Consider the following 16,447-nt stretch of genomic DNA (forward strand, 5'->3'; position numbering starts at 1 on the left):
TTTTTAAGTAAGCTTAACAACCGGTCGCTTGATGCAGGTTTGATTCAAAAGGCATTGTAACGTGTCTTTAACGCTTTCGACGTTAAACTCAATCAACTCTATTTCTGGTGCTTGTATCGCACCACTCTCAATGTCTTTTAAAAGCGTCTCGCCCATAAAACATAAATGCTGCTGCGCGCATAAACTATTTGCCAACCAAGCTCCTGCAATCGACACCACGCCAATATTAGGCGCTTTTTCGAATAGTAACTCTTCGGGGATCGCAGAAAACCCATTTAAACAAGCTATACGTCCACAGAATCTCAGTTTTTGAATATCTTGAACAACACTTTCTTTGCCAATTGTGTTAATCACACAATCAAAGCCATCAGGCCCAATTTCATGTTTTATTTGTGCACAGATTGCATCGTCTTTTTTACTACAATCAAATACAAAGTCAGCACCCAGTTTTTTCAAACGTCTATGGTGTGGCTTTTGAGCAAACGCAAATACTTGTGCTCCTTGTTTTTTTGCATACTGAATCGCAAAATGAGCCACTGCACCTTGTGCGCTGTTTATTGCGAGTGTGTCCCCTTCTTGCAACTTAATTTTTTCAAGTGCAAGCAATGCCGCCATACCCGAGTTTGGCAATGCAACAGCTAATTCGCTTTCGATTTGCTCTGGTAACTCAGAAACCGCATGATTTGGCATAACAGTAAATTGCTTTAGCATGCCTTGCTCTGCAAGGTTCGCATGAAATAAAACCCGTGCGCCTTTGGCCGGAAATACCCCTTTTGGGGCTTCAACAACCGTACCCACAGCATCTGAGCCCAAAATATGCGGATATTGCCACTGGCTAAAACCTTTTACAGCAAAACTGGCATCCAAGTGGTTTAACGCGACATACTCTACTTTTATCAATAGCTCATTGCCTCTAGGAATAGGTAAATCGAGCTGGGTCATTTTTAAATCGAAGTCAGCCCCATGTTGGCGTAACTCCAATGCATTCATTTTGTTGTTATCCTTGTACATGAGGCCTCCTCTTTTAAAGGTTAGATACTAATTGTGATGACCAGCCACCGCTCAATTGGCTATACGCTGCAACAGAAGCACTTAACCACTTGTTGCGGATCAACACTTGGCTGCGCTCAGCACTGAGTACATCTTGTCTTGCTGCAAGTAAATCAAGGTAGGCTAATTGCCCTTCTTGATATCCCGCTTCAGCTTGTTGATAGGCTGCACGCGCGGCTTTTACAGTTTGTGAAGAGAGTGCAAACTGCTGCTGAGCATGTTGCAGCGCACGCAAAGACAATTCGGTTTGCGACAATACATCGGTCAAAGTTTGCTTATAACTGTGATAGCTTGCTTCTGATAATGCAGTTTGAGCGTCAAGTTGAGCTAATAACTGCGGGTAACTGAATAAAGACCAATTGATGCTTGGCGAAACCTGCCAATTCGATTGGGTATTATTGAAGTTCATACCCGGCATATTTAATACGCCAGCAAAGGCCGATAGGCTAATATCAGGATAAAGCGCACGCTCTGCACTTTGTGCCAAATAACCTCGTTGATGTACCTTGGCCATCGCTGAACGAATATCACCGCGCTGCATGAGTGCGTCATCTGCCGATTGCACATTCACTGTTAAATTAAGCGCATCGTAGTCTGTTTGACTCAACACAGTGAAACTAAGTTCATCGGCACGTTTATCGGTTAGTGCACTTAGAATTTGCTCAACTTGGGCAAGCTCAACACCAATTTGAGGTAATCGTTGCTTAAGCTCAAAGTACTGCACACGTGTTCTGTTTAACTCAAGCTCAGTCGCTATGCCCTCTTCAATACGCACTTGAATGATCTCCATCGAGTCTTCGAGTGCTTTTAATTGGTTAAGGGTTAATGCCTGTTGCTGTTGTAAATTCTGCCATTGTAAAAAGCTACGAACAGACGTGCTAACTAGCTCAGTCAGTAACTGCTGATATTGCGCTTGGCTATCAACTGCAACCGCTTCTGCCGCTGAAGTAAGTGCTGCAATGCGACCCGATAAGTCCAGTTGCCAATTTACGTTACCACCCGCGGTTGCTGAACTCACAACATCTGCATTTGGATTTGTGCTACTAGGCGAATTAGAGCGGTTACCAGATACCGCTAAGCCACCTTGCGGCAGGTTTGCGCGTTGCTGCACTGATAATCCAGCAAGGGCGGCGCGCAAACGCGCCATTGAAGCTTTTAAATTTTGGTTTTTGTCCAATACATCAACCACAAGTTGGTCTAACTCAGCGATGTTCAGTTGCTGCCACCAGTTTTGTTCGCTTTGTTTCGCCACTTCAGATAACAACACATGTGTGCTTAACGCATTGCTGAAAGATTGCGACGTTTGCTGTGCTTGGTCAATATTTGGGGCACTTGCACATCCTGCCAACACAGCCAGAGCAATGCCCGATAACGTCATTTTAAATACGCGCATTTTATTGCTCCTTAGCCGTTACTAGACGATAGAATACAGGCGTGAATAACAAGCCAAATACCGTTACTCCAATCATGCCGAAGAATACGGCATTACCCATTGCTTGACGCATCTCAGCCCCTGCGCCTGACGCCAGTACCAGAGGGACTACGCCTGCGGTGAAGGCAATTGATGTCATCAGTATTGGACGAAGACGTAAACGACACGCTTCAATAATCGCCTCTAGATGCGTTGCACCTTGTAAGTGCTTATCTCTGGCAAATTCGACCATTAAGATTGCATTCTTAGAAGCCAGCGCAACCAGTACAATCAAAGCAATTTGCGTAAAGATATTATTATCGCCACCGAGCATGTAAACACCTGCCAGCGCTGAGAAAATCGTCATTGGCACAATTAAAATAATCGACAGTGGTAAACGTAAGCTTTCATATTGCGCTGCCAATACCATGAAGACCAATACAACCACCAGTGGGAATACATACACCATGGTATTACCCGCTAAGATCTGTTGATACGTCACCTCAGTCCACTCATAGGTGATCCCTTCTGGCAATGTTTTAGCCAGTACCGCTTCAATGGCTTGTTGCGCTTGGTCTGAGCTATAACCCGGTGCAGGGCTGCCGTTCAATTCAGCGGTAACATAACCGTTATAGTGCATCACACGATCTGGACCTGTGGTTTCTTCTACAGTCACTACTGAACCTAGAGGAACCATGAGACCAGCAGCATTGCGCACTTTTAAGTTGTTGATCTGCTCTTTCTTCGACCTAAACTTCGCTTCAGCTTGCGCTTTTACTTGATAAGTACGGCCAAACATATTGAAGTCATTCACGTATGCAGAACCTAAATAGACTTGCAGTGCGTTGAATACTTCGTCTAACGGAATGCCTTGAATTAGCGATTGCTCACGGTCAATGTTAATGTCCATTTGCGGTACTTGAATTCTAAAGCTTGAATATAAGCCCATGAGTGCTGGATCTTTTTGTGCAGCGCCAATGGTTGCTTGCAGTGCAGCAAACAGTGCTTCAAACCCTTGGTTACTTCTGTCTTCAATTTGAAGCTTAAAGCCACCCGTTGTGCCTAAACCCAGAATTGGCGGTGGTGGGAATACAGCCACAAACGCTTCATCAATTGCAGCAAAACGTTGGTTTAATTGCATTGCTATGGCAAAGGCAGACAAGCTAGGGTCATTACGTTCGCTAAAATCATCCAGTGGCGTGAACACAATGCCGCTATTGGTACTATTGGTGAAGCCATTTACCGATAAACCAGGGAAAGCAACAGTATGCGCAACGCCCGGTACTTCAAGCGCAATCTCTTGCATTTGCTTAATTACTTCTTCAGTTCTATCAAGGCTTGCCGCATCTGGTAGTTGTGCCACTGCAACTAAATATTGCTTGTCTTGCTGAGGAATAAAGCCACCCGGAACAGAGTTGAATAAGCCAATTGTTGAGCCAACTAAGGCAAGATAAACCACACCGACAACCACACTCATACGGATCAGCTTTTTCACGACTTTTTCGTAGCCTTGTGCGCCTTTATCAAATAAGCGATTGAATGGTTTGAATAACCAAGTACCGAATAACGCGTTTAGTAGTTTTGTCAGCTTATCTTGTGGTGCATCATGTGGCTTTAATAAAATTGCCGATAATGCAGGTGATAAAGTTAATGAGTTAAACGCAGAAATAAGTGTTGAGATAGTAATGGTTAATGCAAACTGCTTATAAAATTGTCCTGAAAGACCGGTAATAAACGCCGTAGGGATGAATACCGCACACAGTACAAACGCAATCGCAATAATTGGGCCAGTTACTTCGCTCATAGCGATTTTAGTTGCTTCAAATGGGCTATGACCATCGGCAATATTACGCTCAACATTTTCAACCACAACAATGGCATCATCCACAACAATACCGATTGCCAACACGAGACCAAACAGCGACAAGGTATTAATAGACACACCTAGTAATTGCATGATGGCAAAAGTACCAATCAGTGAAACTGGCACAGCAATTAAAGGAATAATAGAGGCGCGCCAAGTTTGTAAGAACAACACCACGACCACAACAACCAGCAGGATCGCTTCTGCTAGGGTTGCAATCACGGCATCAATTGAGCCACGTACGAAAACCGTTGGGTCATAAGCAATTTCATACGTCATACCTGCAGGGAAATCTTGCTGCAAACGCGCCATAGTTTCACGCACATCATCCGATAGCTGAATTGCATTTGAGCCAGGACGCTGGAACACAGGCATAGCAAGTGCTGGTTGATTATCTAGCATGGCACGCAGTGCGTAGTTCTCTTGACCCAGTTCAATTTTTGCGATGTCTTTAAGACGCGTAAGCTGACCGTTTTCACCCACTTTGATGATCACTTGCTCAAATTCTTCGATGCTTTCTAAACGCCCTTTTACGTTTAACAGAATTTGAAATTGGTTTTCTTCAGGCGAAGGTTGTGCACCTAAAGAGCCTGCTGCCACTTGTTGGTTTTGCGTACGCAAAGCGCCCATTACATCTGTCGCTGTGAGGTTACGTGCTGCTAATGCATCTGGGTTTAACCACACACGCATTGAATATTTTGAACCGCCGAATAGCTGTAAGTCACCCACACCTGGTAAACGCTTAAGCTCATCTTTGATATAAATGTCAGCATAGTTCGCCATATAAGCGGTATCTTGTGCGCCATCAGGTGAAACCAAGTGCACCACCATCGCCAAGTTTGGTGACGACTTTTGTGCCGTTACACCTAAGCGCTGTACTTCTTGTGGTAAACGCGGCAAGGCGTTATTAACTCGGTTTTGCACTTGTACTTGCGCTTGGTCAAGATCCGTCCCCAGTGCAAATGTCACCGTTAAGGTTAAACGGCCATCACTGGTAGCTTGAGACGAGTGATAAAGCATGTTCTCTAAGCCGTTTAGCTCTTGCTCAAGTGGCGTTGCAACCGTTTGTGAAATAACTTTCGGGTTAGCACCCGGATACGTTGCGTTTACCACAACCGTGGGTGGTACCACTTCTGGATACTCACTTACTGGTAGCTGAAACAATGAAATTGCTCCGGTGATCACGAAGATCAAAGAGAGCATGGCCGCGAATATGGGCCTTGAGATAAAAAAGTGTGAAAAGTTCATAATACTCTCTACTTCGCTGCGCTAACTAATAAATCACTTGAGGTATTTGTAGACTTAAGAACAAACTGAGTATTCTCAAAATTAAATGCCACCTTATTCGGTGTAATTGGCATACCCGGACCAACGCGCGCTGGGCCATTTACTGCAATGCGGTCGCCACGGACTAAACCGCTTTTGATGGCACGATACGCACCGTAGCGCTCACCGAGTTCGACCAAGCGATATTGCAAGGTGTTATTTTCATCGACGGTCAAAACAAAGCGATTTTTAAGATCGGTGCCAATTGCGCGCTCCGGTACAATTGCCAAGGTTTTTGGCGTTTGTGCAGCCATTGAAATTCGAGCAAAGGCACCCGGCTTTAAGTTATGCGCTTGCGCGTCAAACACTGCGCGAACACGCAACGTACCAGTTGTTGGGTTGATTTCGTTATCAATAAAGTCGACTTTACCTGCAATTGGCTGTTGGCTATTGATACGTTGTAACTGCACCATCACGCCAGTATCTGCATTCATGCCAGCGAACTGTTTGCTCCAAGTGCGTTCGTCTACGTCAAAATACGCATAAACCAGGTCATCAGAAACAATGGTTGTGAGGGCTGTATCACCCGCACTCACATAGTTACCTTGAGTAACATCTGCACGAGAAATAACGCCGCTGATAGGCGCAGTTACTTGGCTAAACTCTAGGTCTAATTGCGCTTTTTCAAGCTGTGCAGCAATAGCGTTTTTATTAGCAATGGCGCGGCGTAAAGTCACATCACGTTGATCTGCTTGCTCTGTCGACATGGCATTTTTAGCAACCAAACGCTGTGCGCGCTCTGCTTCGCCTTGCGCTTGGCTTAACGCAGCTTCAGCACTTACAAGTTGTGCTTTCAAGCTTTCAACCTGAGTTGCAAATGGACGAGGGTCAATGCTAAAAAGTAATTGACCTTTTTCTACTCGCTCACCTTCTTTGAATGTCATGCTTTTGAGCTGACCAGATACGCGTGGTTTTAAAACAACACGTTCAGGGGCTTCCAAACGAGTCGTGAACGTATGCCAAGACTGTACTTCTTCTAATTGAACGTTAGCCACATCAATGGTTATTGGCGGCGGTTGTTGGCCTTGTTGTGCATTCGATTGACCACAGCCACTCAGCACTAAGGCTAAAGCGACTGCACTAAGTGTATAGCTAAGTTTGTTCATGACATTCTCCGATAAAAGTGATTAATGTGATCGTACGGAGAATATCTGTGCAGAAAAACACGCAATTCTTAAAAACATTAGTGCCATATTGGCACCAATGTTTTATTCGCGTCTTAATAAGCCATGAGACACCTGCATTAATCGGATTTCATGACAAAGTTATGCTTTTTTGCTTGCTGAGAAATAAAGTCAAAGACTGCGTCTTCATCTATCTCGAATTCGCGAGCTTCAAAAGAGCATGAATGTTGACTGTTATCTGCTTCAAAGAAATAAGCCTGATGAGACTTATTCACAGAACAAATTACACTGCGAACATTTGACCAAAGTAAAAATTGGTCAGTTTCAGCAAGCGTTAGTCTGATACCTTGTTTATCAAGCCGTAAATAATCGTCTTTGTGTCGCTGATACTTTCGCTTTTGCAGCAAATAAATAAAAGGTGTTGCTACCAAGGTAAAGGGCGCAAAAAAAAGTTTAGCTTTAACTAATCCTTCCGTGAACAGTATCCATGTGCAATATGCCATAGAAATGAATATAGCAACGCTCCCTATCAAATTGTTATTTGGCCGCTTTGCTGAAAGAACCGTTTCTTCAGGCCAAGTGTCAAGTCTTAACTCCAATGCTTTGACTCGCTCTGGGTACGCTTCTTTATCAATGCATTCTAAAGCGTCAAGTAACTCCCTGTAAGAGTAATGCGTATAGTCTGGTTCCATATATCGCCTCAAAAAACGAATTCAATATACAATAGTTGAGATGTCATTTATTTTCATCTGCTTATTTATCAATTAACCGCTATTGGAACTGTTTGCTTTTGAGTTTGTTAAGCCCATTTCATTCCATGCAGACATAAACTCACTGTATTTAACTGCAAAATCTTGCTGGAAAACACATTTGAATATATGATTTTCCATATATTCAATTTTCGCTCAAATATAAGCGCACTTTGTTTTAAAAGCTTTTTATACCAATCCTCTTAATTAAGCGAACGAGTTGAAGCTTGCTATCAAAGGCTTAGGAAAATTATGGAACCTGTACAATTTTATAAATGTCTTGCAGATGAAACTCGCTTGAAAAGCTTGCTGCTCATAGAGAAAGAGCAAGAGCTGTGTGTCTGTGAATTAATGGCAGCGCTTGAAGAAAGCCAGCCCAAAATATCGCGTCACTTGGCGCAACTCAGAAAGTGCGGATTACTTACCGACAAGCGTCAGGGTCAATGGGTCTTTTACAGCATTAATAGCGAACTTCCTGAGTGGGCTAAAACAGTGCTGAGCAGTACCACAGAGAATAACCCTGACTTTTTAGCAAATGATTTGGCGCGCTTAAATGAAATGGGTGACAGACCAACCCGTGTTTCAGCTTGTTGCCCATAACTCTAGATAGGAAAAATTATGTCTTTACATCCTTTTGATAAATTAACCGTAAAAAACGACATTAGTTTTTTGTTTACGCCTTGCCCAGGAATAAAAGACGCGAACTTAGCCGACTCTGTATCGCAATTGAAAGCGGCTGGTGCCAGTGCCATTGTGACGCTAATGTCAAATGAAGAGCTTAAAGAAAATAATGCCTCTACGCTTGGTGAAGTCTGTGCTAACCAAGACATCACTTGGTTTCAATTACCTATTTCTGATGATAAAGGGCCTGATGAACGATTTTTTGATGCTTGGCAAAAGCAAAAATCAGCGCTGCTGACTTTACTGAATACACCGGCAACTGTCGCTGTACATTGTAAGGGAGGCTCTGGTCGCACAGGCTTAATGATTGCCATATTGCTCGTTGAGTTGGGCTACAGCAAAGCTGAAGCAAAAGAAAAAGTACAGGCAATGCGCCCTAAGGCGCTGAGTAAGCCCGATCAAGTTGCATTTTTTGAACGTTATTAACTTAAATCAAACTCTTTCTGGCGTATTTGATTAATCATAATAAACAACTCAGCGGTTGCCATCGCATCATTTAATGCGCGGTGGTGACCGACAAGGCTAATGTCCAGATCTTTGCAGATATTGCCTAAAGAGTATGATTTATGCCCCGGAATGAATTTACGGCCGAGTGACACGGTACATAACTTAGCGCGCTTGTAATACATACCGCAACGCGCAAACTCAGCGCGAATAAAACCCATATCAAAATTCACGTTATGGGCAACAAAAATACACCCCTTTGTGAATGATGCTATGTACTCAGCAATCTCAACAAACTCTGGCGCATCGCGAACCATCTGATTATCAATGCCTGTTAATTCAGTAATGTATTTAGGTATGTGCTTGTTCGGATTAACTAATGAGCTCCAATGCTCAACAATCTCTTCACCAATAACTTTAACCATCGCCACTTCGGTAATTCGTTCATATTCTTTTTTACCCCCCGTGGTTTCTACGTCGATGATCACATAAGGCTGGGCGGGGTCAATTTGCCATTCGACTTTTTTAATCGAGACATCAAAACCAGCTTTTAATAACTGGTTCATGGTCACCAGTTGATTGCGCCTTAAACTGTCACCCGGCGCTTTGACTTCGACACAAAACAACTCTGTGTCTTTAACACAAATAAGATCTGGGTAGCCGTCTTTTAGCCCTTTGTAGTTTTTTGCCATGGCTCGAAGATGCGCACAAAGCGCCTCAATGGGTGCATGCTTTACCAATAATGAGAGCTCATCAAAGAGGCTCTCATACCAAGCAATAAAGCCATTAGGCTTGCCATAATGCGCCGTGGTTTGTTTTAGCAACCAAGTGTATAAATCATGATTGCTCGAAAAACTAGCTAAACGCTTTTCAATATTTGCTGCAAATATGTCGTAAAAGATATTTTCTTTTATAGGTTTAGGTAATCGAGAAAATTCATTACTCAATCCACTGAATTCATGTTCATAAAGTTCAGGCCAAAATGTTAAACAAAATAGTGCACGCCAGATAGTATTCTCGCAGTGGATCGCTGTGATCCCTTGGCGAGCAAAGTTATCTATCAGCCCCTGCTCCGGCGAGCCAACAAATGCTTCATCTAATGCAACGGCATCCCCAGCGCTTCTAAGCATATTTGTTAAAATTGAAGTACGTTCAGAAGCAAACTTTCTTCTTGAAAAGTCCTCGGCAAAAATTAATAAGCCTTCATCCGCTGAGTGTTCAATAATATCGTCAAGCTTTTGTTTACATGCCTCTATATCGCCCTGAGCATATAAAGTTCTCACTAACTTTTCTTGCGCACTGACATGACCGCTAAGCATCATTAATTGTGTGGCAAGCTGTGCATACTCAGGCAGACAAAAAACGGCGAGTTTATAGGTCAGCGTGTTATATTTAGATTCGGCCTGAAAGCCCGTTGGTTTAGGAGAGTCATAGCTTGCAAGGGTGTGTGCCAATGTCAGTTTTTCATCGTCACTTAATGTTTTTAAAGATTGTAATAATTTAGAGAAATGAAAAGCGGTTTGCGCTTCTTCTTGCTCGTCAAAATGGGCGTTTATTTGTGTATTTGCTTTTTCATGTACATTCAAAACACCTAGATCGCGCATGGAAAACTGCGAAAGTGTGCCGCCCAATTTGCCAAAATAAACAAATAAGCAAAGCTCAAAAATGGGCTTAAAATCAGAATACACATAACGATTAAACACCGAGCAGTGCTGCACATTAATATGCTGTACTTGCTGCAAGACCGCTTCTACCCAAGCTTGTTTCTTAGCTGATTTAACCGGCGTGTTCTCGAGATTTGAATTAATACATACTTGCTGAAGGTCTTGTTTTTTAAGTTCTTTAACTAACTCATGAGGTGGTTTATGAGTTGCAAACTTAACTAGCTCAGCGTCAAGTAACTCACTGAGAGCAAGCTCAACATCTGTTATTTCGTCATAGTTTAAGTGCTCTTTAAAAACAAACTCACTTTTTCTATTTACGATGCGTAATAACAAACACAGCGCTGATTCATTTAATAAAGACAATTTTTCTAATTGCTGCCGTTGATTATCAGTGAATAGATGCATGCTTGTCGAGCGCAAGAAATTCATTAATTCATTGAAATGTGACAAGTAATACTTTTCAGGTAGGGCTTTCATAACAAACAACAACTGTATATCAATACAGTTATCATATTTCAGATGTTTTGAGCTGTCCAGTTACTGTCTAGTTAACGTTCACTCAAGAAAAAATTTAAGAAATAACTGGACTTACTCAATCATTGCCTATAAAGTACTCATCAGCTAGAAAGAAAGTCTAAATTTAAAATCTACATTTCGTTGTACTACTCGTAATACTCGTCCTGAAGCTTTAAGTTCAAGTTTTATTTTCCAAGCAATACCGCCTTCGGGCACATTTTTACAATATTTTTTAGGATATGATTATGTCTAAAGTAACTGGTACAGTTAAGTGGTTCAACGAATCTAAAGGTTTTGGTTTCATCGCTCAAGAGTCTGGCGCAGACGTATTTGCACACTTCAGTGCAATTTCTGGCGACGGTTTCAAAACTCTAGTTGAAGGCCAAAAAGTTGAGTTCACTGTAACTCAAGGTCAAAAAGGTCCTCAAGCTGAGAACATCGTAGTACTTTAATTTTTAATTAAAATACTCTGAAAGAAAGCAGACATTGTCTGCTTTTTTTGTGCCTGAAAGAAGTCATTCCCCTTCCCTATTAAGAAGTCCATCTAAACATCTCACTTTATTAATAATCGTGTGTTCGAATAATGTAGAAACCTGCTTTCACTTTTTATACAAATCCTCTTAATTAAGTGATCTATTTTGAGGGACTAAAACTGATTAAGTATTATTGTGGATTGGTATTAAGTAAGCCATATCTTAAATTAGTTATTTCATACCAATACTATTAATTCAACACTCTATTTCGAGAATTGGTTTTAGTGTACTGGTTTGTATTCAAACGATCAGCTAAGCTAGTTACCAAATTTTAAAAATGATTTTTAGAAAAGGAATAAGATGACTGCTCCACTTACAAGCCCTGCAACTATTCAAATCGGCGCGATGCGTTCTGACGGTCAACTGTCTTTAAATGATCAAGGTTTGAGCTTCAAACCTGCAAGCAAATCTTTATCTTTAGGGGCTCTAAAGATTGCCTTATCTGAAGTAAGTCAAGTTGAGCAGTGTTTAGCCAAAGGGGCGGGATTTTTGCCGATTTCAGAGCAGGCGATGCGAGTCACTTTAAACACAGGCAAACAGTATGAATTTGTTTTAGCAGAACAAGAGAATTGGGTAAGTACAATAAACGAACTACTTAATTAATGCGATTACCCACACTTCTGTAATAACTGCTGTGTTAGCCATGTTTGTGCTTGCTCATGGGTTTCGAAAAACGCAATGTTTTGCTCAAGCAAAGCTGGGGAGCGCTGCAGTATGATGTGTTTCGTCATTCTGTCATTGACGATAAATGCTTTAGCAATAATCGGCTGTGTATTAAGCCAAACATTGTAGGCTTGCAAAGTTTGATACGCCTCAGGCGTGCCACCTTCAAGATCTAAATCATCAATCAGCATGGCAAAAGGCTCGCCATTTAGTGCTTTAACGATGTTTTTGACCGATTCTGTATAGTTAAAGCACCCTCTTTCATTGAAGCTGCCACATAACTTTGCACTGATAATATTATTTTCTAATAGCGTTGTTGAAAAACGCCCATGTCCACGCTTAGAAGTAATTGCCATAGTACGAAATAAAACCGAAAGAACTGGCGGCATTATAACCAATCTAACCGTGCTATTGTTGAACTTTATCAATTTATGCGCAAAAAAATGAACAAATATCTCTGCACAAAGTCTGAGCATTAAATAATAAAAAGGCAGACACATGAAAAACTGGTTAATATCAACGCTATTACTTACAAGCTTGTCGGTAACGGCCAGCAATATTGGCTCAAGTAGAGCGGAGCTCATCGCTGCACTACAAGCACAAATAGCTAAAAACTATGTCGATGTAAATAAAGTCGAGCGTATCAACAACAGCTTAACCAAGCTTTCCCCTGAGGTGTACGCGCCTCTTTCAGATGAAAAATTTATCTCACTAATAACAGAGACATTAGAGAAGCATGATGCGCATTTTTCTTTTCAAGAGAAGCCTGACCAAACGAACAAACAACCTACTAAAGAAAGCTGGTTTAGCCGTTTATCGAGGAGTAACTCTGGTTTTAACTCTGTTAAAAATCTAAAAGGCGGTGTTGGTTATATCGATTTTTGGGGGTTCGATTCAGTCAATGATAAATCACGAAAAAGAGTCTTTGCGGTTATGCAACTGGTATCTGATAGCCAAGCAATCATCATAGATTTAAGAAATAACGGTGGTGGTAGCGCAGAAATGGTGCAGCTAATAAGTAGCTACTTTCTTGAAGGTAAAGTACATTTAAATAGCTTCTATTCGCGCCCTTCTGATTCTAGAACTGAGTTTTGGACATTTACAGATATACCTGCCATTTTTAAACAAGACGTTCCCGTTTATATTCTAACCAGTAAAAAGACATTTTCTGCTGCAGAAGAGTTTGCCTATAACTTTAAACACTTGAAGCGTGCAACCTTAATCGGTGAAAAAACCAAAGGCGGTGCAAACCCTTGGCAATGGTTTGAGGTAGGTGCATCACATCGGGTAGCGGTTCCAACCTCAATGGCAATTAACCCAATCACGCAAACAAATTGGGAAAGTGTAGGCGTTCAACCTGATTTAAACACAGTTGCAGACAGCGCCTTTGATATAGCCTATAAAAAAGCATTGCTAGACATTAAATCAAAAACTAAAAATCGATTTTTAACTGATGAAATCAATATTGAGTTATCCGAGTTAGGAAAGAAGCAACAACAGCTTTAAGTAATCTAAAACGGAATTAACACCGTAAAGCTACGTAGACACGAAAGGAAAACTTATGAAAAAGCATTGTTTAATCTTATTACTCATACTGTTAACAGGCTGCTCGACTAAGTTCGCTTATAAGAACGCAGATTGGTTAGCTTATTGGTATGTTGACGATTATGTATCATTAAACGATGCCCAAGAAGACCTACTTGATGAGCACCTTAAAACTTGGCTTGATTGGCATAAAAGCAACGAATTGCCTGCTTATATTGCCCATTTAAAACAAATCAGAAAAGACATCGAACAAGGTAATATCACCCCAGCGCGTATTGCCTACCATAACGATAAGATCATTGCGCACTGGCACTCTGTTCGTGCAGAAATTGTACCCGACCTAGTCTCTTTAGTACCTAATTTGACTGAAAAACAAGTAAACAACCTGTTCGAAGAACTCGCAGAGCAAGAAAAGGAAAAACAAGAGAAACGAGCAAAACTCAGTGATGAAAAACGCCAAAAACGTTGGTTTACTCGCACAGAGAATTCACTAGAAAATTGGTTGGGTAACATCACCTCGTCTCAACACAAAATGGTCAAATCACTATACCTTGCTCAATCGCCAACATCTCATTTGTGGTCAGATTATCGAGCGCGTTATCAAACATCTCTCAAAACAGTGTTATTAAATATTGTGTCTGAGAGTAAAGAACAAGGCAAACTTAAATCACTGTTACTAAACCCTGAATCATTTCGAAGCGACGAGCTAAACAAATTGAACAACCAAAACCGTCAAAGCTACCACGATTTTTTATATGGGGTTTTTCTAAGTTTAACTGACAAACAAAAACAGCACCTCTTAAGTGAAATTGATGATTTAATTAATGATATTTCAGAGTTGTCACAATAAGTTTGTCTTTTAATCTCTCATAAATTGTTTAGTGATTTTTATAACCAAACCTAGTTTAAAAAATATTTTTATGTTTTTTTGAAATAAAAAACGCACTTCCTCTCTCTACTAGAGCAATTAATCAGTCTTTTAGAGAGAGCAACATGAAGTATATTTTCACCAGTCTTATTAGCTTATTTATGGCATTTTCTGCCTCTGCGTTTGAAAAACAACCTTTTAGTGAAGCACTGTTTTCAGAACTACAAACACAAAATGCAGTCATCATGATTGATGTATACGCCCCTTGGTGCCCAACTTGTAAAAAACAACAAAAGCTTTTTCAACAATACCATGAGCAAAACCCAGATAAACCGTTTCATGTACTTGTTGTTGATTATGACAACGATAAGCAGTGGGTAAAGAAATTTAGAGCTCCAAGACAATCAACGTTGCTTTTATACAAGGGTGACAAGCAGTTTTGGTATTCGGTTGCCGAAACACGTTTTGATGTGATCGAAGAAAAACTAAATAGCGCATTTAAGTTTTAATCATGGGTATTGAATTTGTCTCTTTGCCATTAGCATTAATGGCTGGTGTGCTAAGCATACTCTCACCGTGCGTGTGGCCCCTTGTTCCAATCGTGATGGCTTCATCATCAAATAGCGGTAAAAAAGGTCAATTTGCATTAGCACTAGGTTTGAGTGTCGCATTTGCACTAGCAGGTGGTGTGTTAACCTTTATTTTATTCAGTCTTGGGTTGTCGCCAGAAGTATTACGTTGGTTTGGTGCTGTCATGCTCGTACTAATGGGTATCAGTTTACTGATCCCTAAAGTCGCGAATTGGTTATCTTTAGTATTAACCAAGTTGACACCAGAACAACAAACACAACACAGTGAGCATGACGGTGCTTTCAATCAATTTATGATTGGCATGATGCTTGGTCTAGTGTGGTTGCCTTGCGTTGGACCAACACTCGGCGCAGCCATTGCTCTAGCATCACTAGGTCAAGACTTACTGATGGCGAGTTCTGTGCTATTTCTATTTGGTTTAGGCACTGCGAGTGCTTTAATCATTACCAGCATTATCTCGACCAGTGTTTTACAGAAATTCCGACCAAACGTGTTCAGTAATGTTGAGAAACTAAAAAAGTTGCTGGGAATACTGTTACTTATTTTGGCTATCATGGTCATAACCGGGTTTGATAAAACGCTTGAAACAATCGCACTTAATTATTTACCTTCATGGGTGACTGGTGTTTAAATAATCCATTCTAAATTAAAAAAAGCCAATCAAATTTGGCTTTCTGTCTCTTTGGCCAAAGGTAGCGTTTTTATGATTTCTGCTAAGTACCAAAAACTCGTTTTTTCATTTTTTATGGCATTATTAATGTCATGCATTATGTCTTTTGTCATTACACTTTTTAATGTTGGTTTTATTGAAAATGTCCTGTTTATTTGGTTAAAAGCATGGGCTTTTGCGTTTATTGTGGCGTTTCCAACCATTAATCTTGTCGCCCCCATCGTCAACAAACTGGTAAGCTTAGTTATTATTCAGCCGACACCACATGAGGAGCAATTATGAAAATTTACTTATCTGGCGAAATTCACACTGATTGGCGCGAACAAATTATTGCTGGGTGTAAAGCAAAAAACTTACCAGTCACATTTATTTCTGCAAATACCGACCATGAGAGTAGTGATGCCGCAGGCGATTGCTTGGGAGAAGAAGAAAAACAGTTTTGGCGTGATCACAAATCGGCAAAGGTTAATGCCATCAGAATTCAAAATGCAATTAAAAGCTGTGACCTTGCGGTGATCCGCTTTGGCGATAAATATAAACAATGGAATGCCGCATTTGATGCCGGTTTCTGTGCTGCACTATCAAAGCCGTATATTACTCTACACGACGAATCTATAATTCATCCTCTCAAAGAAGTCGATGGCTCTGCGCATGCATGGGCGACCACTACTGAGCAAGTTGTTCAATTAATTGAATATACTTTGGTTTAAAGGTTTATAAAGCCATATTGCCAATCGCGCGGTTTATG

Annotated in this window: 17 protein-coding genes; 10 read left to right on the forward strand and 7 right to left on the reverse strand. The window is 41.1% G+C overall.

The features are described 5' to 3' along the window. Positions 1-3 precede the first annotated feature (3 nt). The 5 genes from AC1HJP_RS10145 to AC1HJP_RS10165 all read right to left on the reverse strand — a co-directional run bounded on the left by AC1HJP_RS10145 (position 4) and on the right by AC1HJP_RS10165 (position 7,467). Positions 4-1,011 (reverse strand): zinc-binding dehydrogenase, encoded by a 1,008-nt coding sequence (locus AC1HJP_RS10145; RefSeq protein WP_480361704.1) that lies wholly within the window; start codon positions 1,009-1,011, stop codon positions 4-6. 13 nt (positions 1,012-1,024) lie between these two features. Beyond that, the gene (locus AC1HJP_RS10150) at positions 1,025-2,443 is read right to left on the reverse strand and encodes a TolC family protein (protein ID WP_480361705.1); all 1,419 of its coding nucleotides are present in this window, start codon (positions 2,441-2,443) and stop codon (positions 1,025-1,027) included. A gap of 1 nt (position 2,444) precedes the next feature. Continuing rightward, a complete protein-coding gene (locus tag AC1HJP_RS10155) occupies positions 2,445-5,573 on the reverse strand; it encodes an efflux RND transporter permease subunit (protein WP_480361706.1) in 3,129 nt (1,042 codons plus the stop codon). Positions 5,574-5,581: 8 nt separating this feature from the next. After that, a complete protein-coding gene (locus AC1HJP_RS10160) occupies positions 5,582-6,757 on the reverse strand; it encodes an efflux RND transporter periplasmic adaptor subunit (RefSeq protein ID WP_480361707.1) in 1,176 nt (391 codons plus the stop codon). A 137-nt stretch (positions 6,758-6,894) separates the two neighbouring features. After that, positions 6,895-7,467, reverse strand: coding sequence for a hypothetical protein (locus AC1HJP_RS10165; RefSeq protein ID WP_480361708.1), 573 nt, complete (start codon positions 7,465-7,467; stop codon positions 6,895-6,897). A 309-nt stretch (positions 7,468-7,776) separates the two neighbouring features. Between AC1HJP_RS10165 and AC1HJP_RS10170 the strand changes: the two genes are divergently transcribed. Both AC1HJP_RS10170 and AC1HJP_RS10175 read left to right on the forward strand, forming a co-directional pair. Continuing rightward, the gene (locus AC1HJP_RS10170) at positions 7,777-8,124 is read left to right on the forward strand and encodes a metalloregulator ArsR/SmtB family transcription factor (protein WP_480361709.1); all 348 of its coding nucleotides are present in this window, start codon (positions 7,777-7,779) and stop codon (positions 8,122-8,124) included. An 18-nt stretch (positions 8,125-8,142) separates the two neighbouring features. Further along, complete coding sequence (locus AC1HJP_RS10175) at positions 8,143-8,631, forward strand: phosphatase domain-containing protein (protein ID WP_480361710.1); 489 nt, start codon at positions 8,143-8,145, stop codon at positions 8,629-8,631. Here the strand turns inward: AC1HJP_RS10175 and AC1HJP_RS10180 are convergent. Continuing rightward, the gene (locus AC1HJP_RS10180; protein ID WP_480361711.1) at positions 8,628-10,790 is read right to left on the reverse strand and encodes an exonuclease domain-containing protein; all 2,163 of its coding nucleotides are present in this window, start codon (positions 10,788-10,790) and stop codon (positions 8,628-8,630) included. The two genes, AC1HJP_RS10175 and AC1HJP_RS10180, sit on opposite strands and share 4 nt — an antisense overlap. Positions 10,791-11,074: 284 nt before the next feature. On the opposite strand from AC1HJP_RS10180, the gene cspE reads away from it, so the two are divergent. Together cspE and AC1HJP_RS10190 are read left to right on the forward strand one after the other, a co-directional pair. After that, complete coding sequence (gene cspE, locus AC1HJP_RS10185; RefSeq protein WP_058029451.1) at positions 11,075-11,281, forward strand: transcription antiterminator/RNA stability regulator CspE; 207 nt, start codon at positions 11,075-11,077, stop codon at positions 11,279-11,281. A 381-nt stretch (positions 11,282-11,662) separates the two neighbouring features. Next, entirely contained in the window at positions 11,663-11,965 is a 303-nt protein-coding gene (locus tag AC1HJP_RS10190; protein WP_480361712.1) for a hypothetical protein, read from the forward strand. 5 nt (positions 11,966-11,970) lie between these two features. Here the strand turns inward: AC1HJP_RS10190 and AC1HJP_RS10195 are convergent, their stop codons facing one another. After that, complete coding sequence (locus AC1HJP_RS10195) at positions 11,971-12,414, reverse strand: hypothetical protein (protein ID WP_480361713.1); 444 nt, start codon at positions 12,412-12,414, stop codon at positions 11,971-11,973. 109 nt (positions 12,415-12,523) lie between these two features. Here AC1HJP_RS10195 and AC1HJP_RS10200 point away from each other — a divergent pair, with 109 nt between their 5' ends. The 6 genes from AC1HJP_RS10200 (at position 12,524) to AC1HJP_RS10225 (ending at position 16,409) form a co-directional block, all read left to right on the forward strand. After that, entirely contained in the window at positions 12,524-13,531 is a 1,008-nt protein-coding gene (locus AC1HJP_RS10200; RefSeq protein WP_480361714.1) for a S41 family peptidase, read from the forward strand. A 55-nt stretch (positions 13,532-13,586) separates the two neighbouring features. Continuing rightward, complete coding sequence (locus tag AC1HJP_RS10205; protein ID WP_480361715.1) at positions 13,587-14,420, forward strand: DUF6279 family lipoprotein; 834 nt, start codon at positions 13,587-13,589, stop codon at positions 14,418-14,420. A 143-nt stretch (positions 14,421-14,563) separates the two neighbouring features. Beyond that, on the forward strand, positions 14,564-14,947 hold the full coding sequence (locus AC1HJP_RS10210) for a thioredoxin family protein (RefSeq protein WP_480361716.1): 384 nt from the start codon (positions 14,564-14,566) through the stop codon (positions 14,945-14,947). 2 nt (positions 14,948-14,949) lie between these two features. After that, on the forward strand, positions 14,950-15,660 hold the full coding sequence (locus tag AC1HJP_RS10215; protein WP_480361717.1) for a cytochrome c biogenesis CcdA family protein: 711 nt from the start codon (positions 14,950-14,952) through the stop codon (positions 15,658-15,660). 72 nt (positions 15,661-15,732) lie between these two features. Further along, entirely contained in the window at positions 15,733-15,981 is a 249-nt protein-coding gene (locus AC1HJP_RS10220) for a DUF2798 domain-containing protein (protein ID WP_480361718.1), read from the forward strand. After that, on the forward strand, positions 15,978-16,409 hold the full coding sequence (locus AC1HJP_RS10225; RefSeq protein ID WP_404390337.1) for a YtoQ family protein: 432 nt from the start codon (positions 15,978-15,980) through the stop codon (positions 16,407-16,409). The genes AC1HJP_RS10220 and AC1HJP_RS10225 overlap by 4 nt, the downstream gene beginning before the upstream one ends. Positions 16,410-16,447: the final 38 nt, after the last annotated feature.

It is taken from the genome of Pseudoalteromonas sp. NFXS53 (genome assembly GCF_056629255.1).